Genomic DNA, 22,333 nt, shown 5'->3' with positions numbered 1-22,333 from the left:
GGCCCTTATACGGCCATCAGGTCCGCTTCTTTGGACTTGGTCGCGGCGTCGATGTCAGCCTCAGCCTTGTCCGTCAGCTTCTGGATGTCGGCAGCAGCACGGCGCTCTTCGTCTTCGCTGATTTCCTTGTCCTTGACCAGCTTCTTCAGTTCACCCAAAGCGTCACGACGGATGTTACGCACGGCAACGCGAGCGTCTTCTGCGGCACTGCGTGCCTGCTTGGTGAAACCCTTGCGTGTCTCTTCCGTCAGAGCAGGCATGGAGATCAACAGCATCTCGCCCAGGTTGGTCGGGTTGAGGTTCAGACCAGCACTCTGAATGGCCTTGTCGACCGCAGAAAGCATGTTGCGCTCGAACGCCACGACCTGCAGCGTACGGGAGTCCTTCACGGTCACGTTGGCCACGCCGCTCAACGGGGTGTCGGAACCGTAGTACGGCACCATCACACTGCCGAGAATGCTCGGGTGGGCCTTGCCGGTACGGATCTGGCCGAATGCATGGGCCAGGGACTCAAGGGATTTCTTCATCCGCTCTTGAGCGTCTTTCTTGATTTCGTTGATCATTGTTCGCCTTCCTCGATCAAAGTACCTTCCGCGCCGCCATGCACGATGTTCAGCAGGGCGCCGGGCTTGTTCATATTGAAGACACGCAGTGGCATCTTGTGGTCACGACACAGACAGATGGCTGTCAGATCCATTACACCCAGCTTGCGATCCAGCACTTCGTCATAGGTCAGACGATCGAACTTCTCGGCATGCGGGTCCTTGAATGGATCGGCAGTGTACACACCATCGACCTTGGTTGCTTTCAGCACGACATCAGCGTCGATCTCGATCGCGCGCAGGCACGCTGCTGAATCCGTGGTGAAGAACGGATTGCCGGTACCGGCCGCGAAAATCACGACTTCCTTGGCATTCAGGTGACGCATGGCTTTGCGACGGTCGTAGTGATCGGTCACGCCCACCATGGAAATGGCCGACATCACGATGGCCGAGATGTTGGCGCGCTCCAGCGCGTCACGCATGGCCAGCGCATTCATTACGGTGGCCAGCATGCCCATGTGGTCGCCAGTGACCCGATCCATGCCGGCCGCGCTCAGCGCTGCGCCGCGGAACAGGTTACCGCCACCGATGACCAGGCCGACCTGAACGCCGATGCCGACCAACTGACCCACTTCAAGGGCCATGCGATCCAGCACCTTGGGGTCGATGCCGAACTCTTCCGACCCCATCAGGGCCTCGCCGCTGAGCTTGAGTAGAATGCGTTTATAGCGAGCTTGATAGCCACTGCCCTGCTGAGCCATTGCGAATCTCTCCTGCGGCGTTTGAAAAAAATCGTTCGAGTTGCGGGCCGTTTTCGACCTGCGCTAACTCTAGGTCACTGCTTCAGGGAATTGCAGCCTCGTAGGCCCAACTTCCTGCAAAAACAAATTCCGTGCAGCAATAACAATTCCGCGTACCGCTTTGACAAAGAGGCTGCGCGCGTGAGCGGGCAGCCTCTTCGGGGCGACAGTTGGAAACCGTCTTATTGCTTGCTTGCAGCTACTTGAGCAGCGACTTCTTCAGCGAAGTTGTCGACTGGCTTCTCGATGCCTTCGCCCACTTTGAAGTAGGTGAAGGAAACGATTTCAGCGCCGGCTTTCTTGGCCAGTTCACCGACCTTGATTTCCGGGTTCTTGACGAACGCTTGCTCAACCAGGCTGGCTTCAGCCAGGAACTTGCTGATACGACCGCCAACCATCTTCTCGGCGATTTCAGCAGGCTTGCCTTTCAGCTTGTCTTCGTTCAGTTGCATGAAGACATTCTTCTCGCGCTCGATCGCTTCCGGGGAAACGTCCGAAGGCAGCAGGAACTCAGGGTTGGTCGCTGCTACGTGCATCGCGATGTCTTTGGCCAGCTCTGCATCGCCGCCCTTGAGGACGACAACCACACCGATCTTGTTGCCGTGCAGGTACGAACCCAGAACGTCGCCTTCGATGCGCGCCAGACGACGGATGTTGACGTTCTCGCCAACCTTGCCGACCAGAACCAGACGATCAGCTTCCATCGCTTCAACCAAAGGCTCAGCGGTGGTCAGATTGTCAGCGAAGGCTTTCTCGACGCTTTTAGCGACGAATGCCTTGAAGTCATCCTGCAGAGCCAGGAAGTCGGTCTGGGAGTTGACTTCGATCAGGACTGCGGCTTTGCCGTCGTCCTTGATGGCGATGGCGCCTTCAGCAGCAACGTTGCCTGCTTTCTTGGCTGCCTTGATTGCGCCCGAAGCACGCATATCGTCGATGGCTTTCTCGATGTCGCCGCCAGCCTTGGTCAAGGCCTTTTTGCAATCCATCATGCCTTCGCCGGTACGCTCGCGCAGTTCTTTGACCAACGCTGCAGTAATCTCTGCCATTTCAAAATCCTCTTGGATAGGTCTTCAACCATTCCACCCGCAATGCGGGCGTTCAAATTCTTGAAAATCCATGGTGACTGCTGCACATGACAATAAGATCGATGGCAACGTCAGATGGTTTTCGAGGTGGCAAAAAGGGGGCCAAGCCCCCTTTTTGCGTACTGAGTCAACGCCAGGCGTTTGTTACTCAGCCTTCAACAGTTGCCGCTGGAGCTTCTTCAGCGTAAACGTCGGTGCCGCCAGCATTGTTGTTGCGACCACGGATCACAGCGTCAGCCATCGAACCCATGTACAACTGAATGGCGCGGATTGCGTCATCGTTGCCCGGGATGATGTAGTCAACGCCTTCAGGGCTGCTGTTGGTGTCGACAACGCCGATGACCGGGATACCCAGCTTGTTGGCTTCGGTGATCGCGATGCGCTCGTGATCAACGTCGATAACGAACAGGGCGTCTGGCAGACCGCCCATGTCCTTGATACCACCCAAGCTACGATCCAGCTTTTCCAGATCGCGAGTGCGCATCAGCGCCTCTTTCTTGGTCAGCTTGGTGAACGTGCCGTCTTCTGCCTGGACTTCGAGATCACGCAGACGCTTGATGGAAGCGCGGATGGTCTTGAAGTTGGTCAGCATGCCGCCCAACCAGCGGTGATCGACGTACGGCGAACCGCAACGTGCTGCTTCTTCAGCAACGATCTTGCCAGCGGAACGCTTGGTGCCGACGAACAGAATCTTGTTTTTGCCCTGGGCCAGGCGCTCAACGAAAGTCAAAGCTTCGTTGAACATAGGCAGGGTTTTTTCAAGGTTGATGATGTGAATCTTGTTGCGCGCGCCGAAAATGTATTTACCCATTTTCGGGTTCCAGTAACGGGTCTGGTGACCGAAGTGCACACCGGCCTTCAGCATATCGCGCATGTTGACTTGGGACATGATAGTTCCTTGATAAGTCGGGTTAGGCCTCCACGTATCCCAATGACCAACCAGCGGCTTGAGCCGAAGGCACCCAGGTCATCGTGTCGACACGTGTGTGGGTTAGAGCTTTCGGGGCAGACCCCGTAAAGCGGCGCATTTTATATCACAAAAAACCGGATAACGGAACTCGAAATAAGAGCCTGTTTTCCCGACGCTTTTGCCTCCCTCGTGCGAGCCGTGAGGCACCCTGCCTGCTCGATGGGAGACGGGATGATAACCCGCCTGACGACGGTCTGGTAGAATCGCGTTTTTTCCGTATCAAGCCGTGGCTGCGCCGCGCCGAGAGAGCCTGTTTAATGACCGTGACACTGAAAACCCCCGAAGACATCGAAAAGATGCGAATTGCCGGCCGCCTGGCTGCCGACGTGCTGGAAATGATCGGCGCCCATGTAAAGCCTGGCGTAACCACCGACGAACTGGACCGCCTCTGCCACGATTACATCGTCAACGAGCAGAAAGCCATTCCGGCGCCGCTGAATTACAAGGGTTTCCCGAAATCCATCTGTACCTCGATCAACCATGTCGTCTGCCACGGCATTCCGAACGAGAAGCCGCTCAAGAATGGTGACGTGCTGAACATCGACGTGACCGTCATCAAGGACGGCTACCACGGTGATACCAGCAAGATGTTCCACGTGGGCAAGGTGCCTGAGTGGGCCGAGCGTTTGTCCCGCGTCACCCAAGAGTGCCTTTATAAAGGCATCGAAGTGGTCAAGCCCGGTGCGCGCCTGGGCGATATCGGCGAAGTGATCCAGAAACATGCCGAAAAGAACGGCTTCTCCGTCGTCCGCGAATACTGCGGCCACGGCATCGGCAGGGTCTTCCACGAAGAGCCGCAAATTCTGCACTACGGCGAGGCCGGTAAAGGAATGGAGCTCAAGGAAGGCATGACCTTCACCATCGAACCGATGATCAATCAAGGCAAGGCTGACACCCGCTTGCTGGGCGACGGCTGGACAGCCATCACCAAGGACCGCAAGCTGTCGGCGCAGTGGGAGCACACCATTCTGGTGACCGCGACCGGCTACGAAATCTTCACCCTGCGCAGCGATGACACCATCGCCCGCACCTCGGCCTGATCGCGACGTCACTCGCCATTGTGGTCGTTACAGCCAGCACGGTCGGTTTAGCACGGTCGGTATAGATAGAAGGAAAGCAGTTCGATGCCGCAGGTGGACCCAGATTTATTCGATCGCGGCCAGTTTCAGGCCGAGCTGGCGCTGAAGGCCAGCCCCATACCCGCCTTCAAGAAAGCTATCCGTCAGGCGCGTGAAGTGCTGGACGGACGCTTCAAGTCAGGCCGTGAAATTCGCCGCCTGATCGAAGACCGCGCCTGGTTCGTCGATAACATCCTGCAGCAGGCCTGGGATCAGTTCGACTGGAGCGAAGACGCCGACATCGCCCTGCTGGCGGTCGGCGGCTACGGTCGCGGCGAACTGCACCCCTACTCCGACATTGATCTGCTGATCCTGCTGGACAGCGCCGACCATGAGGTTTTCCGCGATTCCATCGAGCGTTTTCTGACGCTGCTGTGGGACATCGGCCTAGAGGTCGGTCAGAGCGTGCGTTCAGTGGACGAATGCGTCACCGAAGCCCGCGCCGATCTCACCGTCATCACCAACTTGATGGAAAGCCGCACGATTGCCGGTCCCGAGCGACTGCGCCAGCGCATGCTCGCCGTCACCAGCACCCGCGAAATGTGGCCGAGCAAGGAGTTCTTCCTGGCCAAGCGCGCCGAGCAGAAGAACCGTCATCACAAATATTTCGACACTGAGTACAACCTTGAGCCCAACGTCAAAGGCTCGCCCGGCGGGCTGCGGGATATTCAGACCATTCTCTGGGTTGCCCGTCGCCAGTACGGCACGCTGAATCTGCACGCACTGGCCGACGAGGGTTTTCTGCTGGAGAGCGAAAACGCGCTGCTGGCGTCCTCCCAGGAATTTCTCTGGAAGGTCCGTTATGCGCTGCACATGCTGGCCGGTCGTTCCGAAGACCGACTGCTGTTCGATTACCAGACCAGCATCGCGCGCCTGCTGGGTTACGAAGACAGTGACGCCAAGCTGGCCATAGAGCGCTTCATGCAGAAGTACTACCGGGAGGTCATGAGCATTGCGCAGCTCAGCGACCTGATCATCCAGCACTTCGAAGAAGTGATTCTCGCGGACGATGAAGGCACGGTCACCGAGACGATCAACTCGCGCTTCCAGCTGCATGACGGCTACATCGAGGCGACTCATCCAAACGTTTTCAAGCGCACGCCGTTCGCGATGCTCGAGATCTTCGTGCTGATGGCGCAGCGCCCGGAAATAAAAGGCGTGCGCGCCGACACCATCCGGCTGCTGCGGGAACACCGCTACCTGATCAACGACGATTTCCGCAACGATATCCGCAACACCAGCCTGTTCATCGAGTTGTTCAAATGCGAGATCGGCATCCACCGCAACCTGCGGCGGATGAACCGTTACGGCATTCTCGGGCTGTACCTGCCAGAGTTCGGCCACATCGTCGGGCAGATGCAGCACGACCTGTTCCACATCTACACGGTCGACGCCCATACGCTGAACCTGATCAAGCACCTGCGTAAGCTGCAATACACGCAGGTGTCAGAGAAATTCCCGCTGGCCAGCAAGCTCATGGCCAGACTGCCCAAGCCCGAGCTTATTTATCTGGCCGGGCTGTACCACGACATCGGCAAGGGCCGCGGCGGCGATCATTCGGAACTGGGCGCGGTGGATGCCGAAGCGTTCGGCATTCGTCATCACCTGCCCCACTGGGACACCCAGCTGATTGTCTGGCTGGTGCAGAACCATCTGGTGATGTCGACCACCGCCCAGCGCAAGGACTTGTCCGACCCGCAGGTGATTCACGACTTCGCCCAGTTCGTCGGCGATGAAGTGCATCTGGACTACCTCTACGTGCTGACCATCGCCGACATCAACGCGACCAATCCGACGCTGTGGAACTCGTGGCGGGCCAGCCTGTTGCGCCAGCTGTACACCGAGACCAAGCGCGCGCTCAAGCGTGGGCTGGAGAATCCGGTCGACCGCGAGGAGCAGATACGTCGCACCCAAAGCGCCGCCCTGGATATTCTGGTGCGCAGCGGCACTGACCCCGACGATGTCGAGCAATTGTGGTCCCAGCTGGGTGATGACTATTTCCTGCGTCACACCGCAGGTGACGTGGCCTGGCACAGCGACGCGATTTTGCAGCAGCCGGCCGATGGCGGCCCGTTGGTGCTGATCAAGGAAACCACCCAGCGCGAGTTCGAAGGCGGCACGCAGATATTCATTTATGCGCCCGACCAGCATGACTTCTTCGCCGTGACCGTGGCAGCGATGGACCAGCTGAACCTGAACATTCACGACGCCCGGGTCATCACCTCCACCAGCCAGTTCACCCTCGACACCTACATCGTGCTCGACAGTGAAGGCGGTTCGATCGGTGAAAACCCGGAGCGCATCAAGGCCATTCGTGAAGGGCTGACCGAGGCGCTGCGCAACCCCGACGATTACCCGACGATCATCAAACGCCGGGTACCGCGTCAGCTCAAGCACTTTGCCTTCGCGCCCGTGGTGACGATTTCCAACGACGCGCAACGGCCAGTCACGGTGCTGGAACTCAGCGCGCCGGATCGCCCCGGGCTGCTGGCGCGACTGGGCAAGATCTTCCTGGAGTTCGATCTGTCACTGCAGAACGCCAAGATCGCCACGTTGGGCGAGCGCGTGGAAGACGTGTTCTTCCTGACCGATGAAAACCACCAGCCGCTGTCCGATCCGCAGCTGTGCCGACGCCTGCAGGATGAAATCGTCGAACAGCTCAGCGTCAATCCCGAGCCCGGCAGCGAGTTGCGCATCAGCATTTGAACCGGCCAGGACGGCCAGCCATACCGACTTGATTCAACGGCGCCCTGCCACATCGTGAACACGAGTGCGGGCGCCCAGCCTTGAGAACGATTCGACATGAATAACGCCCTGCAGCAGCTTCAGCCCTACCCTTTCGAGAAACTCCGCGCCTTGCTCGGTGCCGTCACGCCGAATCCGGACAAACGTCCGATCGCCCTGTCGATCGGCGAACCCAAGCACAAGTCGCCAGAGTTCGTGGCCAAGGCGCTGGCCGACAACCTCGATCAGATGGCGGTCTACCCGACCACGGCAGGGATTCCTGCGCTGCGTGAAGCCATCGTTCACTGGTGCGAGCGCCGTTTCAGCGTGCCGGCCGGCTGGCTGGATGCAGCGAAACATGTGCTGCCGGTCAACGGCACCCGCGAGGCGCTGTTTGCCTTTACCCAGACGGTCGTCAATCGCGCTGACAACGGTTTGGTGATCAGCCCCAACCCGTTTTACCAAATCTATGAGGGCGCGGCGTTTCTGGCCGGCGCCACTCCGCACTATCTGCCTTGCCTGGCCGAACATGGGTTCAACCCGGATTTCGACGCGGTCAGTGCTGATGTCTGGGACCGCTGCCAGATTCTGTTTCTGTGCTCGCCGGGCAACCCGACCGGTGCGCTGATCCCGCTGGAAACCCTGAAGAAGCTTATTGCGCTGGCCGACAAGCACGATTTCGTGATCGCGGCCGACGAGTGCTACAGCGAGCTTTATTTTGACGAAGCGACCCCGCCGGCCGGGCTGCTTAGCGCCTGCGCGGAACTGGGTCGCCAGGATTTCAAGCGCTGCGTGGTGTTCCACAGCCTGTCCAAGCGTTCGAACCTGCCGGGCCTGCGTTCAGGTTTTGTCGCAGGCGATGCCGACATTCTCAAGGCGTTTCTGCTCTATCGCACCTACCACGGCTGCGCAATGCCGGTGCAAACGCAACTGGCAAGCATCGCGGCCTGGAGCGACGAAGAACACGTGCGCGCCAACCGCACGCTGTACCGGGAGAAGTTTGACGCTGTGCTGGAAATCCTCAGCCCGGTCATGGACGTGCAGCGCCCCGACGGCGGCTTCTATCTGTGGCCCAACGTCGGGACTGATGACGCGAAGTTCTGCCGTGATCTGTTCGTCACTGAACACGTGACCGTGGTACCGGGGTCATACCTGTCCCGGGACGTCGACGGCTTCAACCCCGGCGCCGGCCGCGTGCGCATGGCACTGGTCGCACCGCTGGCCGAGTGCATCGAAGCCGCCGAGCGCATCCGGGATTTCGTCACGAGCCGCTGATACCTGTCTTGCTGAGGCGTTACTTGCGCCTCAGTGCGCCAGACCCAGATTGGCTTCGTTGAGATCGAGTTCCGCCAGCACCAGGCGCAGCACGTCATCGCCGATCTGGTGATGACGGTGCAGGTTGTAAAGCTCCAGACGCTGGGCACGCAGGGCGTTGAGGCGCATGCGTTTCTCCAGTTGGTCCATCTGGAAGGCCAGCGCCTGGGCCTCGGCGGTGTCGTTGAATATATCCAGACGCTGGCGGTACTCGGACATGATCCGCGCCTTTACTTCTATCGCGAGCACCGCCTGCGCAGCCTCGGGTGAATCCGTGGCTGCGGGGATCGCTTCGCTCTCCAGTGTCTTGATTGCCGCCTGAGCCGTCCGTTTCCAGGCATCCCGCACTTCGCGCTTCATGCGCGTGTCCGGCTCATTGACCTGCCCACGCAGCAGCAGCGGCAAGCCAATGCTCGCCGACACCAGCGACAGCAGGATCACCCCTGCCGCGATGAAAATCAGCAAATCACGCTCGGGAAAGTCGACGCTGGCGCTGATCAGCAGCGGCACCGACAACGTACCCGCGAGCGTGACTGCACCGCGCACCCCGCCCACCGTCAGCAGCAATGAAGAACGGGTCGACAGATCCAGCGTGCCATCGCCCCTGCCGCGCCAGCGCCGAATCTGGATCATCAGCCGCCAGACGCTCTGCACCCAGATGTAACGCAACACCGCCAGCACGACGAAAATCGCCAGCACATCCAGGCAACGCCACAACAGGGTCGGCCACAGGGTCGCTTCGTGGTGGGTAACGGCGGTAATGATGTCCGGCAGTTGCAAGCCCAGCAGCAGGAAGATCAGGCCGTTGAACGCAAACTCCAGGAGGGTCCACACGCTGCGATTGAGCAGTCGAGTAGTGGTCTGGCGGGGCAGCAGATCGACCCAGCTTTGCATCATCCCCGCCGCCACCGCCGAGAGAATGCCGGACAGTTCAAGGCGCTCGGCCAAGACGTAAGCGGCAAACGGCAGCAGCAACATGAAGACAACGTGGGTCGCCGGATCATCCCAGCCCCGGGTGATCATCCGGCTGCGCAGACGCCCCACCACCCAACTGAGCGCAACGCCGACGGCCAGACCGCCACACGCCACCAGCACAAAATTCAGGCTGGCATCGGTCAGGGAGAACACGCCTGTGATGGCAGCTGCGAGGGCAAACTTAAAGGTGACCAGGCCGGTGGCGTCGTTCATCAATGCCTCGCCCTGGAGCATGCGCATGATCGGCGCAGGCAGCCGGTCCTGGGCGATGGCCGAGACCGCCACGGCGTCGGTCGGGGACAGAACCGCGGCCAAGGCAAAGGCGACAGGCAAGGGAATGGAAGGCAGCAGCCAGTGGATGAAGTAACCGGCGCCGATTACGGTAAAAATCACCAGCCCGACCGCGAGGGTCAGGATTGCGCCGCGATAGCGCCAGAGATCGCGCTTGGGCATACGCCAGCCATCGGAAAACAGCAGCGGCGGCAGGAACAAAAACAGGAACAGCTCAGGGTCGAGCGCCACGTGCAGGCCCAGCGTCGGCCAGGCGAGCAAGGCGCCCGCGGCGATCTGCACCAGCGGCAACGGCAGCGGAATCACCCGGGCCAGCAATCGCGAGACACCTACCAGCGTCAACAAGATAAGGACGGTATAGGCTGTTTGCATTGCGTGTTTCCCCAAGCGTGTGGCACATGACTGACATCGGCAACAGACCCGATGCGTCAGGCAAAGTGCCCCTCATAGCGGCTGCAAGGGATCATGGGCTTCTGATACATCCCTGATAGCCGGCCATTGTCGCCCCAGGTCACGCCGCGCAAACCCACCTCGAACGGACAAAGCGTCGGCCCGCCGCGCTTACCCGGCGTGTACGTGGCATAATCCTCCACCGTTTTTTTCAACCGTCCCGAAAGGAGCAGGCCGATGGCCAAGGAAACCCACACGTTGCACCTGTTTGGGATCAAGGCGTGCGACACAATGAAGAAGGCGCGCACCTGGCTCGATGAAAAATCGGTGAATTACGATTTCCACGACTACAAGACCCAGGGCATTGATCGGGACCACCTGACCCGTTGGTGCAACGAGCATGGCTGGCAGACGGTCCTCAACCGCGCCGGCACGACCTTTCGCAAACTGGACGAGGCGCAGAAAGCCGACCTCGACCAGGAAAAGGCCATTGAGCTGATGCTCGCCCAGCCCTCGATGATCAAACGCCCGGTGCTGGATCTTGGCGAAAAAACCCTGATTGGCTTTAAACCCGAACTGTACGCTGCGGCTATCGCCTGATTGAGATAGCCCTAAATAACGAGGTATCTGCATGTCCACTTCTCTGTTCAGCCTGGCCTTTGGCGTTGGCACACAAAACCGTCAAGGCACCTGGCTGGAAGTTTTCTACGCCCTGCCGCTGCTCAACCCGTCGGCTGAAATCGTCGCCGCCATCGCGCCGATCCTGGGCTACACCGGTGGCAATCAGGCCATCGCATTCAACACCGATCTGTCCTCGCGTCTGGCCAATGCACTCAAGGGTATCGACGACACCCAGGCCGCACTGCTGACCCGACTCGCCGAAAGCCACAACCCGCTGGTTGCCACGCTGCTGGCTGAAGACGCCGCGCTGACCTCCACCCCTGAGGCTTACCTCAAGCTGCATTTGCTGTCCCATCGTCTGGTCAAGCCCCACGGTTTGAGCCTCGCCGGCGTGTTCCCCCTGCTGCCGAACGTCGCGTGGACCAGCCAGGGCGCCATCGACCTGGGCGAACTGGCCGAGCGTCAGTTGGAAGCTCGCTTGAAAGGCCACTTTCTGGAGGTCTTCTCGGTGGACAAATTCCCGAAAATGACCGACTACGTCGTGCCGGCCGGTGTGCGCATCGCTGACACGGCGCGCGTGCGTCTGGGCGCCTACATCGGCGAAGGCACCACCGTGATGCACGAAGGTTTCGTCAACTTCAACGGCGGCACCGAAGGCCCGGGCATGATCGAAGGTCGCGTGTCGGCTGGCGTATTCGTCGGCAAGGGTTCGGACCTGGGCGGCGGCTGCTCGACCATGGGCACGCTGTCGGGCGGCGGCAACATGGTGATCAAGGTCGGCGAAGGCTGCCTGATCGGCGCGAACGCCGGCATCGGCATTCCGTTGGGCGATCGCAACACCGTTGAAGCCGGTCTGTACGTCACCGCCGGCACCAAAGTGGCGCTGCTGGACGACAAAAACGAGCTGGTCAAAGTCGTGAAGGCCCGTGAGCTGGCCGGCCAACCGGACCTGCTGTTCCGTCGCAACTCGCAGACCGGCGCAGTGGAGTGCAAATCCCACAAGTCGGCCATCGAGCTGAACGAAGCGCTGCACGCTCACAACTGATCGATGCTGCGTGCGGGTTCGGTTTCCTTCAGGGGCCGAACCCGCCTCAACGAGCGTGACTGATATGCCCCTCATTTCTCCCTGGCGCGCTGACTTTCCGGCCATTGACGCCCTGCAACGGCAAGGCCAGACCTACCTGGACAGCGCCGCCACCGCACAAAAACCCCAAGCCCTGATCGACGCCACGGTGCATTACTACGCCAATGGCGCGGCGAACGTGCATCGCGCCCAGCACCTGCCGGGCGCCATGGCGACCCAGGCCTTCGAGGACACGCGGCGCAAGGCCGGCGAATGGCTGAATGCCGGCGCATCGGGGCAAATCGTTTTTACCCACGGCGCCACCTCCGCGTTCAACCTGCTCGCGTATGGTCTGGAGCATGTGTTCCAGGCCGGCGACGAGATCGTCATCAGCGCGCTGGAGCATCACGCCAATCTGTTGCCCTGGCAGCAACTGGCCCTGCGTCGCGACCTGAAGCTGGTGGTCCTGCCCGTCACCGAGGCGGGTGTGATTGATGTTGAGGGCGCCGCCGAACTCATCACTCCACGCACCCGATTGCTGGCGGTCAGTCAGTTGTCCAACGTGCTCGGCACCTGGCAGCCGGTCCGGCAACTGGTCGCGCTGGCCCAGGCACAGGGCGCGCTGACGGTGATTGACGGCGCCCAAGGCGTCGTCCATGGCCGACACGATGTGCAGGACATCGGCTGCGACTTCTATGTGTTTTCCAGCCACAAGCTCTATGGCCCGGACGGCGTGGGAGTGCTGTTCGGCCGACATCAGGCGCTGGCACAGTTGCAGCATTGGCAGTTCGGCGGCGAAATGGTCCTGCAGACCGGTTACCAGACGGCTACGTTTCGTCCTGCACCGCTGGGCTTCGAGGCGGGCACGCCGCCCATCAGCGCGGTGATCGGCCTCGGCGCGACGCTGGATTATCTCAACGCACTCAATCAATCCGCTGTCACCGAATACGAAGCCCGCCTGCATGAGCGGCTGCGCGCCGGGCTGATGCTGCGCGACGGCGTACGAGTGCTGGGCGATCCCCACGTGGCGCTGGTGAGTTTCATCGTCGAGGGCGTGCACAACGCTGATCTTGCGCACCTGCTGACCGAGCAAGGGGTTGCCGTTCGCGCCGGTCACCACTGCGCCATCCCGTTGATCAGTGGTTTAGGCCTCTCTGGCGCAATCCGCGTGTCGCTGGGGCTGTACAACGATTCCGATGATCTGGAGCGGTTTTTCATCGCACTGGATCAAGCGTTGGAGCTGTTGCGATGAGCCTGCCGTCCGATGCGCATGCGGCGCTGGAGACCTTCAACGGGTCATTGAGCTGGGAGCAGCGCGCACGGTTGCTGATGCAATGGGGTGATCGGCTGCCGCCCATGAGCGACGAAGAAAAAACCGACGAGCATCGGGTGGACGGCTGCGAGAGCAAGGTCTGGCTGGTGGGCGACGTGATCGACGGGCACTGGCAGTTCCGTGCCGCCAGTGACGCGCGCTTGATTCGGGGTCTGGTGGCGTTGCTGCTGGCTCGGGTCAACGGTCTGTCGTTGCAAGAACTGCAACAGGTGGATCTGGTTGAGTGGTATGCGCAGCTGGGATTAAGTCGCCAGCTGTCGCCCTCCCGCAGCAACGGGCTGAATGCCGTGTTGCAGAAGATGCGACAGCTGGCCGGCTGATACCGCTTACCCAGCCGTCAGACCGCAGGCTGCGCCTTGGTCCGCTCCGACGGGCGTCGCACGCCGGCGACGATTTTGTCCACGGCCTTGGTCGCGGCGACCATCCCGAACGTGGCGGTGACCATCATGACCGCGCCAAAACCACCTGCGCAGTCCAGCTTCACGCCGTCGCCGACGAAGCTTTTCTGGAGGCAAATGCTGCCGTCCGGTTTCGGGTAGCGCAGTTGCTCGGTGGAGAACACACACGGCACGCTGTAATGGCGGGTGACCGTGCGAGAAAAGCCGTAGTCCCGCCGCAGGGTCGAACGCACTTTGGACGCCAGCGGATCGTTGAATGTCCGGTTGAGGTCGCAGACCTGAATCAAGGTCGGGTCGATCTGCCCGCCCGCGCCGCCGGTGGTGATGATCTGGATCTTGCGGCGCTTGCACCAGGCGATGAGTGCCGCTTTGGCGTTGACGCTGTCGATGCAATCGAGCACGCAGTCGATGTCCGGCGTGATGTATTCGGCCATGGTCTCTCGGGTGACGAAGTCGGCGACGGCGTGGACCACGCAATCGGGATTGATCTCCCGCAGACGGTCGGCCATGACTTCGACCTTGGCGCGGCCAACGGTGCTGCTCAGGGCGTGCAACTGGCGGTTGCTGTTGCTGACGCACACGTCGTCCAGATCAAACAGGGAAATCTCGCCCACGCCACAGCGCGCCATGGCTTCCGCCGCCCAGGAACCCACGCCGCCGATGCCGACCACCGCCACGTGGGCCGCGCGCAGGCGTTCCAGGCCCTCGATGCCGTACAGGCGGGCGACGCCAGCGAAACGCGGATCTTCTGTGCTCATGACCAATACCCCAAAAAACCGGGGCATTATAGGCCCTGACGGCGATTCGCAAAGCGCTGAGTTGCAGGCGTTTGGTCTGAAAGTCAGCGCTTTCCCGGCAGGCCCGCAGAGAGCCGGTAACGTCTCACATGCGTGGCCGAACAGAACTTGAACACGTGTCGGTTGCCAAAGTTTCGGCCCGCTGTACCCTGTCACTCCTCCCCGTTCCCCTTTTGGAACCTGAAGCACCTATGTCATCGCGTAAATTTGGACTCAACCTCGTTGTCGTCGTGGCGATCGCTGCGCTGTTTACCGGCTTCTGGGCGCTGATCAACCGCCCCGTCACCGCCCCCAACTGGCCTGAACAGATCTCCGGCTTTTCCTATTCGCCTTTCCGGCTGGGACAGAATCCGCAGAAGGATCTCTACCCGTCCGACGAAGAAATGCGTCAGGACCTGGAGCTGATGAGCAAGCAGACGGACAACATCCGTATCTACTCGGTGGACGGCACGCTCAAGGACATCCCCAAGCTGGCCGAGGAGTTCGGCCTGCGGGTGACCCTCGGCATCTGGATCAGTCCGGACCTGGAGCGAAACGAGCGCGAAATCACCACGGCGATCGAACTGGCGAACACCTCGCGCAGCGTCGTTCGCGTGGTGGTCGGCAACGAAGCGCTGTACCGCGAAGAGATCAAACCCAAGGACCTGATGGCCGCCCTCGACCGCGTGCGCGCCGCCGTCAAAGTCCCGGTGACCACGTCCGAGCAGTGGCATATCTGGGAGAAGTACCCGGAACTGGCCAAGCACGTTGACCTGGTCGCCGCGCACATCCTGCCGTACTGGGAATACATCCCGATGGATAAGGCCGGGCAGTACGTGCTCGACCGCGCCCGCGAATTGAAACGCATGTTCCCGAAAAAACCGCTGCTGCTCTCTGAAGTCGGCTGGCCAAGCAACGGCCACATGCGTGGCGGTGCGGACGCCACCCAGGCGGATCAAGCGGTTTACCTGCGCACGCTGGTCAACAAGCTCAACCGTCAGGGCTTCAACTACTTCGTGATCGAGGCCTTCGACCAGCCGTGGAAAGCCAGCGACGAAGGCTCTGTCGGGGCGTATTGGGGCGTTTACAACGCTGCCCGCCAGCAGAAATTCAATTTCGAAGGCCCGGTCGTGGCGATCCCGCAGTGGCGCGTGCTCGCGATCGGCTCGGCGGTATTGGCGATGCTGGCCCTCGCCTTGCTGCTGATTGATGGCTCGGCGCTGCGTCAGCGTGGCCGGACATTCCTGACCTTCATCGCCTTCCTGTGCGGCTCGGTTCTGGTGTGGATCGGCTACGACTACAGTCAGCAATACAGCACCTGGTTCAGCCTGCTCGTAGGATTTTTACTGGCACTGGGCGCGTTCGGTGTTTTCATCGTGCTGCTGACCGAGGCGCACGAACTGGCCGAAGCGGTGTGGACGCACAAGCGCCGCCGCGAATTCCTGCCCGTTGAAGGGGATTCGGCCTACAGACCGAAAGTCTCTATCCACGTGCCCTGCTACAACGAGCCGCCGGAGATGGTCAAACAGACCCTCAACGCACTGGCCGCACTGGATTACCCGGATTTCGAAGTGTTGCTGATCGACAACAACACCAAGGACCCCGCCGTGTGGGAGCCGGTCAAGGCCCATTGCGAAATGCTCGGCCCGCGCTTCAAGTTTTTCCACGTCGCTCCCCTGGCCGGGTTCAAGGGCGGCGCCCTGAACTACCTGATCCCGCACACCGCGCCGGACGCCGAAGTGATTGCCGTGATCGACTCGGACTACTGCGTTGATCGCAACTGGCTCAAGCACATGGTCCCGCACTTCGCCGATCCGAAAATCGCTGTAGTGCAGTCGCCCCAGGACTATCGCGACCAGCACGAAAGCGCGTTCAAGAAGCTCTGCTACTCCGAATACAAAGGCTTCTTCTACATCGGCATGGTCACCCGCAACGACCGCGACGCGATCATTCAGCACGGCACCATGACCATGACCCGTCGCTCGGTTCTGGAAGAACTGGGCTGGGCGGACTGGTGCATCTGCGAAGACGCCGAGCTGGGCCTGCGCGTGTTCGAAAAAGGCTATTCGGCGGCGTACGCCCACAACAGCTTCGGCAAGGGCCTGATGCCCGACACCTTCATCGACTTCAAGAAGCAGCGATTCCGCTGGGCGTATGGCGCGATTCAGATCATCAAGCGTCACGCCGCCAGCCTGCTGCGCGGCAAAGACACCGAACTGACCCGTGGCCAGCGTTATCACTTCCTCGCGGGGTGGCTGCCGTGGGTGGCCGATGGCATGAACATCTTCTTCACGGTTGGCGCATTGCTCTGGTCGTCGGCGATGATCATCGTGCCCAACCGGGTTGACCCGCCGCTGCTGATTTTCGCGATCCCGCCGCTGGCGCTGTTCTTCTTCAAGGTCGGCAAGATCATCTTCCTTTACCGTCGCGCCGTGGGCGTGAACCTCACGGACGCGTTCTATGCGGCCCTCGCGGGGCTGGCGCTGTCTCACACCATCGCCAAAGCCGTGCTGTACGGGTTCTTCACCACCAGCATCCCGTTCTTCCGCACCCCGAAAAACGCCGAAAGCCATGGCTTGCTGGTGGCGATTTCCGAGGCCCGCGAAGAGCTGTTCATCATGCTGATGCTGTGGGGCGCCGCGCTGGGCATCTGTCTGGTGCAGGGCCTGCCGAGCAACGACATGCGCTTCTGGGTCATCATGCTGCTCGTGCAGTCGCTGCCGTACCTCGCGGCGCTGATCATGGCGTTTCTGTCTTCACTGCCAAAACCAAAACCGGCAGACGAACCCGCTACCGCCTGAAACAATGGGGCGCTGTACTAAACGGCGGCCTTCGGGTCGCCGTTTTGCTTTAAGCTATTCGCCGGTTTATCGCCTTGCCTTCACTCAATATCTCGGACTTTTCATGACAGCCCCAGCCGACCTCTCGCCCACGCTGCAACTCGCCTGCGACCTGATCCGTCGCCCATCCGTCACGCCACTGGACGCCGACTGCCAGGCCGTGATGATGAAACGCCTGAGCGATGCCGGTTTTGCCCTGGAGCCTATGCGTATTCAGGATGTGGATAACTTCTGGGCCACCCACGGCAGCCAGGACGGTCCGGTGCTGTGTTTTGCCGGCCACACCGACGTCGTGCCGACCGGCCCGGTTCAGGCCTGGCAGAATGACCCGTTCAGCGCGCTGATCGACGAAGACGGCATGCTCTGCGGCCGTGGCGCGGCGGACATGAAAGGCAGCCTGGCGTCGATGATTGTCGCCACCGAGCGTTTCGTTGCCGACCACCCGAACCATAAGGGCAAGATTGCCTACCTGATCACCAGCGACGAAGAAGGCCCGGCCCACCACGGCACCAAAGCGGTGGTCGAGCGTCTGGCGGCGCGCAAGGAGCGTCTCGACTGGTGCATCGTCGGCGAACCGTCGAGCACGACGCTGGTGGGCGATGTGGTCAAGAACGGCCGTCGCGGCTCACTGGGCGCAACCCTCACCGTCAAAGGCATTCAGGGCCACGTCGCCTACCCGCATCTGGCGAAGAACCCTATTCATCTGGCAGCACCTGCGCTGGCCGAGCTGGCCGCCGAGCACTGGGACAACGGCAATGATTTCTTCCCGCCCACCAGCTTCCAGATCTCCAACCTGAATTCCGGCACCGGCGCGACCAACGTGATCCCGGGGGATCTGGTGGCGGTGTTCAATTTCCGCTTCTCCACCGAATCCACCGTCGAAGGCCTCAAGCAGCGCGTGGCCGCTATTCTCGACAAGCATGACCTGGACTGGCACGTGGAATGGGCGCTGTCCGGCCTGCCGTTCCTCACCGAACCGGGCGCGCTGCTGGACGCAGTGTCGGCGAGCATCAAACACGTCACCGGCCGCGACACCCGTGCGTCGACCAGCGGCGGCACGTCGGACGGTCGCTTCATCGCCACCCTCGGCACCCAAGTGGTTGAACTGGGGCCGGTCAATGCGACGATCCATCAGGTCAACGAACGCATCCTCGCCAGCGATCTCGACGTGCTGACCGAGATCTACTACCAGACCCTGGTCAAGTTGCTCGCCTGATGCTGACTTGCCCGATCTGCTCCGCCCCGCTCGATTCAGCGGATAACGGCGTCGTGTGCCCGGCCGGGCACCGCTTCGACCGCGCCCGTCAGGGGTACCTGAACCTGCTGCCCGTGCAGCACAAGAACAGCCGCGACCCTGGCGACAATCAGGCGATGGTCGAGGCGCGCCGCGACTTTCTCAACGCGGGGCATTACGCACCGGTGGCCAAACGGCTGGCAGAACTGGCTGCCGAGCGCGCCCCCGCGCATTGGCTCGACATCGGTTGCGGCGAGGGTTATTACACCGCGCAGATCGCCCAGGGCCTGCCCGACGCTGACGGCTATGCGCTGGACATCTCTCGCGAAGCGGTGAAGCGCGCCTGCAAACGTGACCCGAAGATCACTTGGTTGATTGCCAGCATGGCCCGCGTGCCGCTGCCGGATGCGAGCATGCAGTTCATCGCCAGCGTGTTCAGCCCGCTCGACTGGGCCGAGGCCAAGCGTCTGCTGTCCCCGGGCGGCGGCCTGATGCGTGTAGGACCGACCAATGATCACCTGATGGAATTGCGCCAGCGCCTGTACGACGAAGTCCGCGATTACAGCGATGACAAGCACCTGGCGCTGGTGCCGGAAGGCATGAGCCTACAGCACAGCGAAACCCTGCGCTTCACCCTGACACTGGTGGACGGCCAGGCCCGCGCCAATCTGCTCGCCATGACGCCCCACGGCTGGCGCGCCAGTGCCGAACGCCGCGCGAACGTTGTCGATCAGGCCGAGCCGTTCGAGGTTACGGTGTCCATGCGCTACGATTATTTCGTCCTGAATTGACGGCTTGAAGCACCCGAACAGACTGAATCCGCGAGTGGATTTTCCAGCACAACCAAGAGGCATCCATGCGCCAACCCGATATCGAGATTTACCTGAAAGACGCTGACGTCGACCACAAGGCAATCACCGCCTGGCTCACCGCAGACATCGGCCCTTGCACCGACTGGACACAGAAAGGCCAGACCTGGAAATGCCAAGCGGGCGACGTGCCCGTGACCTGGATTCCCAAGGCCGTCGGCAAGTGGAACAGCCTGTGCCTGGACAGCGACAAAACCCCGTGGGACGACGATATCGCCTGCGCCCGCGCCGCCTTCGCCACGTTGAAAGTCGAAGTGCGTTGCGCGCCGGGGACCTGGGTCGAGGAAGAGAGTGACGCCGAAGCCGATCAATGGATTCGCATCAGCGTTGATGGTGAAGAAGAAATCACCTGGCATACGTCCTGATACGTCATCCCGCCGGGCACCCGCGCCGCTTTGCCCATCCCCACCAGATACGGCAAACTGGCGGCCTCGCGGGCGTCGCCCCTCTCAGCAGAACTCTATGACCCGTTCTCCGTTTCGCCGTCTTGTATTCGGCACCGTGCGCCGCCTGCTTTACCTCTGGGTGCGCTCGGAGACGATCAACCAGTCGTCTTTCACCCTCAATCTCGACCGCAGCCGCCCGGTTTTCTACGCGCTGCAAAACCCTTCGATGAGCGACCTTGCCGTCCTCGACACCGAATGCCGCAAGGCCGGCCTGCCGCGCCCGGTGCTGTCCGTGGCGGTTGGCAATCTGACCGAGCCAGCTGCGTTTTTCTACCTGACGCCCGAGCCCGACTGGCTGGGCCGCCACGACAAACGCGGCGCGCCACCGACCCTTGAACGTCTGGTCGGCGCAGTCACGCAAAATGCCACGGAAGATGCGCAAATCATTCCGGTCAGCGTGTTCTGGGGCCAGTCCCCGGACAAGGAAGACAGCCCGTGGAAACTGCTGTTTGCCGATAGCTGGAAGGTGACCGGGCGTCTGCGTCGCTTCGTGACCATTCTGATCCTGGGCCGCAAAACCCGCGTGCAGTTCTCGGCGCCGGTTCATCTGCGCGAGCTGGTCGATCAGAACAAGGGTTACGAGCGCACGGTGCGCATGGCGCAACGCCTGCTGCGCGTGCATTTCCGCAACCTGAAGACCTCCGTGATCGGCCCGGACCTTTCTCACCGTCGTCATCTGGTTAAAGGGCTGGTGGCGGATCCGCTGGTCAGGCAGGCCATTCTCGACGAGGCCGCCCGGGAGAAAATCACCGAAGCCAAGGCCCGTGAAAAAGCCCTGCACTACGGCAACGAGATCGCTTCGGACTACACCTACACCGCCATCCGTTTTCTGGAAGTGGTGCTGAGCTGGTTCTGGAACAAGATCTACGACGGCATCAAGGTCAGTCACCTGGAGGGCGTGCAGAACGTCGCCCAGGGCAACGAGATCATTTATGTGCCGTGCCACCGCAGCCACATCGACTACCTGCTGCTGTCGTACCTGCTGTTTCGGAATGGTCTGACCCCGCCGCACATTGCCGCCGGGATCAACCTCAACATGCCGGTGATCGGCGGCCTGTTGCGTCGCGGCGGCGCGTTTTTCATGCGCCGCACGTTCAAGGGCAATCCGCTGTACACCGCGGTGTTCAACGAGTACCTGCACACCCTGTTCACCAAAGGTTTCCCGGTGGAGTACTTCGTCGAAGGCGGACGTTCGCGCACCGGGCGCATGTTGCAGCCGAAGACCGGGATGCTGGCGATCACCCTGCGCAGTTTCCTGCGCAACTCGCGCATGCCCATCGTGTTCGTGCCGGTGTACATCGGTTACGAACGCGTGCTGGAAGGCCGGACCTACCTGGGCGAACTGCGCGGTGCGGCGAAGAAGAAAGAGTCGATCTTCGACATTTTCAAAGTCATTGGCGCGCTGAAGCAGCGCTTCGGCCAGGTCTCGGTCAACTTCGGTGAGCCGATCAAGCTGACCGAGTTTCTCGACCATGAGCAGCCGGACTGGCGCACCCAGGAACTGGGCCCGGTGTTCAAACCGGCCTGGCTCAACGAGACCACCCACCGTCTGGGCGAACGCGTGGCACGCCATCTGAACGAAGCGGCGGCGATCAATCCGGTGAATCTGGTGGCGCTGGCGTTGCTGTCGACAGCCAAACACGCACTGGACGATCAAGCCCTGGCGCGGGTGCTGGATCTGTACCTGACGCTGTTACGCACCGTGCCCTACTCGCCCCATACCACGCTGCCGGACGGCGATGGACGGGCGCTCATCGCGCACGTCAAAGGCATGAACCTGCTCTCGGAACTCAGCGATGCGCTGGGCAAGATTCTGTATCTGGACGAGCAGAATGCCGTCCTGATGACGTACTACCGCAACAACGTGCTGCACATCTTTGCGCTGCCCTCGTTGCTGGCCTGCTTCTTCCAGAGCTCGTCACGCATGAGCCGCGAACAGATTCTGCGGTATACGCATGCGCTGTACCCGTACCTGCAATCGGAGCTGTTCATCCGCTGGTCGCTGGACGATCTGGACGAGGTCATCGATCAGTGGCTGGCGGCATTTGTCGAACAGGGCCTGCTGCGATTCGAGAACGGCGTGTACCTGCGCCCGGCGCCGAGCTCCCGCGCTTTTGTGATGCTGACGGTGCTGTCGCGGGCGATTGCCCAGACTTTGCAGCGTTTCTACATGGCGATTTCCCTGCTGCTCAACAGCGGTCAGCACACGCTCACCGCCGAAGGGCTCGAGGAGTTGTGCACGACGATGGCCCAGCGGCTGTCGATCCTGCACGGCCTGAATGCGCCGGAGTTTTTCGACAAGAGCCTGTTCCGGCATTTCATTCAGACGCTGCTGGATCAGGGCGTTCTGCGCACCGACGCGGCAGGCAAGTTGAGCTATCACGATATGTTGGGAGATCTGGCCGAAGGCGCCGCCAAGCGCGTATTGCCAGCGGAAATCAGGCTGTCGATCCGCCAGGTGGCGTTGCATCGCAGCGATGAAGTCATTGGGGACGCGCCGATCGCCTGAGCGACGACGCACGCCCTCTCACCTGTTTCACCTGA

At 61.2% G+C, this 22,333-nt stretch carries 19 protein-coding genes; 12 read left to right on the top strand and 7 right to left on the bottom strand.

The window, feature by feature from the left end; genetic code table 11:
- Positions 1 to 5 precede the first annotated feature (5 nt).
- The 4 genes from frr to rpsB form a co-directional block, all read right to left on the bottom strand.
- Positions 6 to 563: a ribosome recycling factor gene (gene frr / locus SLW75_RS11055; RefSeq protein WP_065989845.1), complete on the bottom strand. Its 558-nt coding sequence runs from the start codon at positions 561 to 563 to the stop codon at positions 6 to 8.
- Complete coding sequence (pyrH, locus tag SLW75_RS11050) at positions 560 to 1,303, bottom strand: UMP kinase (RefSeq protein WP_037014256.1); 744 nt, start codon at positions 1,301 to 1,303, stop codon at positions 560 to 562. The genes frr and pyrH overlap by 4 nt, the downstream gene beginning before the upstream one ends.
- A gap of 221 nt (positions 1,304 to 1,524) precedes the next feature.
- Positions 1,525 to 2,388, bottom strand: a complete 864-nt coding sequence (tsf, locus tag SLW75_RS11045) for a translation elongation factor Ts (RefSeq protein ID WP_410934474.1) — start codon at positions 2,386 to 2,388, stop codon at positions 1,525 to 1,527.
- Between the two features lie 187 nt (positions 2,389 to 2,575).
- On the bottom strand, positions 2,576 to 3,316 hold the full coding sequence (gene rpsB, locus SLW75_RS11040; protein ID WP_065989848.1) for a 30S ribosomal protein S2: 741 nt from the start codon (positions 3,314 to 3,316) through the stop codon (positions 2,576 to 2,578).
- Between the two features lie 338 nt (positions 3,317 to 3,654).
- Here rpsB and map point away from each other — a divergent pair, with 338 nt between their 5' ends.
- The 3 genes from map (at position 3,655) to dapC (ending at position 8,514) form a co-directional block, all read left to right on the top strand.
- A complete protein-coding gene (map, locus tag SLW75_RS11035; protein ID WP_065989849.1) occupies positions 3,655 to 4,437 on the top strand; it encodes a type I methionyl aminopeptidase in 783 nt (260 codons plus the stop codon).
- Positions 4,438 to 4,521: 84 nt separating this feature from the next.
- A complete protein-coding gene (locus SLW75_RS11030; RefSeq protein ID WP_065989850.1) occupies positions 4,522 to 7,221 on the top strand; it encodes a [protein-PII] uridylyltransferase in 2,700 nt (899 codons plus the stop codon).
- Positions 7,222 to 7,317: 96 nt separating this feature from the next.
- A complete protein-coding gene (gene dapC / locus SLW75_RS11025) occupies positions 7,318 to 8,514 on the top strand; it encodes a succinyldiaminopimelate transaminase (RefSeq protein ID WP_410934473.1) in 1,197 nt (398 codons plus the stop codon).
- Positions 8,515 to 8,544: 30 nt separating this feature from the next.
- Here the strand turns inward: dapC and SLW75_RS11020 are convergent, their stop codons facing one another.
- Positions 8,545 to 10,191: a Na+/H+ antiporter gene (locus SLW75_RS11020; protein ID WP_410934472.1), complete on the bottom strand. Its 1,647-nt coding sequence runs from the start codon at positions 10,189 to 10,191 to the stop codon at positions 8,545 to 8,547.
- Between the two features lie 56 nt (positions 10,192 to 10,247).
- Positions 10,248 to 10,454, bottom strand: coding sequence for a hypothetical protein (locus tag SLW75_RS11015; RefSeq protein WP_192132184.1), 207 nt, complete (start codon positions 10,452 to 10,454; stop codon positions 10,248 to 10,250).
- Here SLW75_RS11015 and SLW75_RS11010 point away from each other — a divergent pair.
- From SLW75_RS11010 to SLW75_RS10995, 4 genes are all read left to right on the top strand, one after another.
- The gene (locus tag SLW75_RS11010) at positions 10,447 to 10,809 is read left to right on the top strand and encodes an ArsC family reductase (RefSeq protein WP_410934471.1); all 363 of its coding nucleotides are present in this window, start codon (positions 10,447 to 10,449) and stop codon (positions 10,807 to 10,809) included. The two genes, SLW75_RS11015 and SLW75_RS11010, sit on opposite strands and share 8 nt — an antisense overlap.
- Before the next feature lie 31 nt (positions 10,810 to 10,840).
- Entirely contained in the window at positions 10,841 to 11,875 is a 1,035-nt protein-coding gene (dapD, locus tag SLW75_RS11005) for a 2,3,4,5-tetrahydropyridine-2,6-dicarboxylate N-succinyltransferase (protein ID WP_065989858.1), read from the top strand.
- Positions 11,876 to 11,939: 64 nt separating this feature from the next.
- Entirely contained in the window at positions 11,940 to 13,145 is a 1,206-nt protein-coding gene (locus SLW75_RS11000; RefSeq protein WP_410934470.1) for an aminotransferase class V-fold PLP-dependent enzyme, read from the top strand.
- Positions 13,142 to 13,546, top strand: a complete 405-nt coding sequence (locus tag SLW75_RS10995) for a SufE family protein (protein WP_410934469.1) — start codon at positions 13,142 to 13,144, stop codon at positions 13,544 to 13,546. Before SLW75_RS11000 ends, SLW75_RS10995 begins: the two co-directional genes overlap by 4 nt.
- 17 nt (positions 13,547 to 13,563) lie before the next feature.
- Here SLW75_RS10995 and tcdA read toward each other — a convergent pair whose 3' ends face one another.
- The gene (tcdA, locus tag SLW75_RS10990; protein WP_410934468.1) at positions 13,564 to 14,382 is read right to left on the bottom strand and encodes a tRNA cyclic N6-threonylcarbamoyladenosine(37) synthase TcdA; all 819 of its coding nucleotides are present in this window, start codon (positions 14,380 to 14,382) and stop codon (positions 13,564 to 13,566) included.
- Between the two features lie 230 nt (positions 14,383 to 14,612).
- Here tcdA and SLW75_RS10985 point away from each other — a divergent pair, with 230 nt between their 5' ends.
- From SLW75_RS10985 to plsB, 5 genes are all read left to right on the top strand, one after another.
- Entirely contained in the window at positions 14,613 to 17,201 is a 2,589-nt protein-coding gene (locus SLW75_RS10985) for a glycosyltransferase family 2 protein (protein ID WP_192132191.1), read from the top strand.
- Between the two features lie 103 nt (positions 17,202 to 17,304).
- A complete protein-coding gene (gene dapE / locus SLW75_RS10980) occupies positions 17,305 to 18,456 on the top strand; it encodes a succinyl-diaminopimelate desuccinylase (RefSeq protein ID WP_410927882.1) in 1,152 nt (383 codons plus the stop codon).
- The gene (locus tag SLW75_RS10975) at positions 18,456 to 19,265 is read left to right on the top strand and encodes a putative RNA methyltransferase (protein ID WP_410934467.1); all 810 of its coding nucleotides are present in this window, start codon (positions 18,456 to 18,458) and stop codon (positions 19,263 to 19,265) included. Before dapE ends, SLW75_RS10975 begins: the two co-directional genes overlap by 1 nt.
- Before the next feature lie 65 nt (positions 19,266 to 19,330).
- On the top strand, positions 19,331 to 19,708 hold the full coding sequence (locus SLW75_RS10970; protein WP_065989871.1) for a hypothetical protein: 378 nt from the start codon (positions 19,331 to 19,333) through the stop codon (positions 19,706 to 19,708).
- Between the two features lie 97 nt (positions 19,709 to 19,805).
- Positions 19,806 to 22,298 carry a glycerol-3-phosphate 1-O-acyltransferase PlsB gene (plsB, locus tag SLW75_RS10965; protein WP_410934466.1) on the top strand — a complete coding sequence of 831 codons (2,493 nt, stop codon included), beginning with the start codon at positions 19,806 to 19,808 and terminating at the stop codon, positions 22,296 to 22,298.
- Positions 22,299 to 22,333: the final 35 nt, after the last annotated feature.

Origin of the sequence: Pseudomonas sp. W5-01 (genome assembly GCF_046540435.1) — a bacterium.
Taxonomy (GTDB): Bacteria; Pseudomonadota; Gammaproteobacteria; order Pseudomonadales; family Pseudomonadaceae; genus Aquipseudomonas; species Aquipseudomonas graminis_B.
Note: the sequence above shows the minus strand (reverse complement) of the source record. Positions and strands in the feature narration are given on the sequence as shown.

Excerpts from the sequence above, each read along its gene's own strand:
- frr (WP_065989845.1), bottom strand. The coding sequence starts at position 563 with ATGATCAACGAAATCAAGAAAGACGCTCAAGAGCGGATGAAGAAATCC.
- pyrH (WP_037014256.1), bottom strand. The coding sequence starts at position 1,303 with ATGGCTCAGCAGGGCAGTGGCTATCAAGCTCGCTATAAACGCATTCTA.
- tsf (WP_410934474.1), bottom strand. The coding sequence starts at position 2,388 with ATGGCAGAGATTACTGCAGCGTTGGTCAAAGAACTGCGCGAGCGTACC.
- rpsB (WP_065989848.1), bottom strand. The coding sequence starts at position 3,316 with ATGTCCCAAGTCAACATGCGCGATATGCTGAAGGCCGGTGTGCACTTC.
- map (WP_065989849.1), top strand. The coding sequence starts at position 3,655 with ATGACCGTGACACTGAAAACCCCCGAAGACATCGAAAAGATGCGAATT.
- SLW75_RS11030 (WP_065989850.1), top strand. The coding sequence starts at position 4,522 with ATGCCGCAGGTGGACCCAGATTTATTCGATCGCGGCCAGTTTCAGGCC.
- dapC (WP_410934473.1), top strand. The coding sequence starts at position 7,318 with ATGAATAACGCCCTGCAGCAGCTTCAGCCCTACCCTTTCGAGAAACTC.
- SLW75_RS11020 (WP_410934472.1), bottom strand. The coding sequence starts at position 10,191 with ATGCAAACAGCCTATACCGTCCTTATCTTGTTGACGCTGGTAGGTGTC.
- SLW75_RS11010 (WP_410934471.1), top strand. The coding sequence starts at position 10,447 with ATGGCCAAGGAAACCCACACGTTGCACCTGTTTGGGATCAAGGCGTGC.
- dapD (WP_065989858.1), top strand. The coding sequence starts at position 10,841 with ATGTCCACTTCTCTGTTCAGCCTGGCCTTTGGCGTTGGCACACAAAAC.
- SLW75_RS11000 (WP_410934470.1), top strand. The coding sequence starts at position 11,940 with ATGCCCCTCATTTCTCCCTGGCGCGCTGACTTTCCGGCCATTGACGCC.
- SLW75_RS10995 (WP_410934469.1), top strand. The coding sequence starts at position 13,142 with ATGAGCCTGCCGTCCGATGCGCATGCGGCGCTGGAGACCTTCAACGGG.
- tcdA (WP_410934468.1), bottom strand. The coding sequence starts at position 14,382 with ATGAGCACAGAAGATCCGCGTTTCGCTGGCGTCGCCCGCCTGTACGGC.
- SLW75_RS10985 (WP_192132191.1), top strand. The coding sequence starts at position 14,613 with ATGTCATCGCGTAAATTTGGACTCAACCTCGTTGTCGTCGTGGCGATC.
- dapE (WP_410927882.1), top strand. The coding sequence starts at position 17,305 with ATGACAGCCCCAGCCGACCTCTCGCCCACGCTGCAACTCGCCTGCGAC.
- SLW75_RS10975 (WP_410934467.1), top strand. The coding sequence starts at position 18,456 with ATGCTGACTTGCCCGATCTGCTCCGCCCCGCTCGATTCAGCGGATAAC.
- SLW75_RS10970 (WP_065989871.1), top strand. The coding sequence starts at position 19,331 with ATGCGCCAACCCGATATCGAGATTTACCTGAAAGACGCTGACGTCGAC.
- plsB (WP_410934466.1), top strand. The coding sequence starts at position 19,806 with ATGACCCGTTCTCCGTTTCGCCGTCTTGTATTCGGCACCGTGCGCCGC.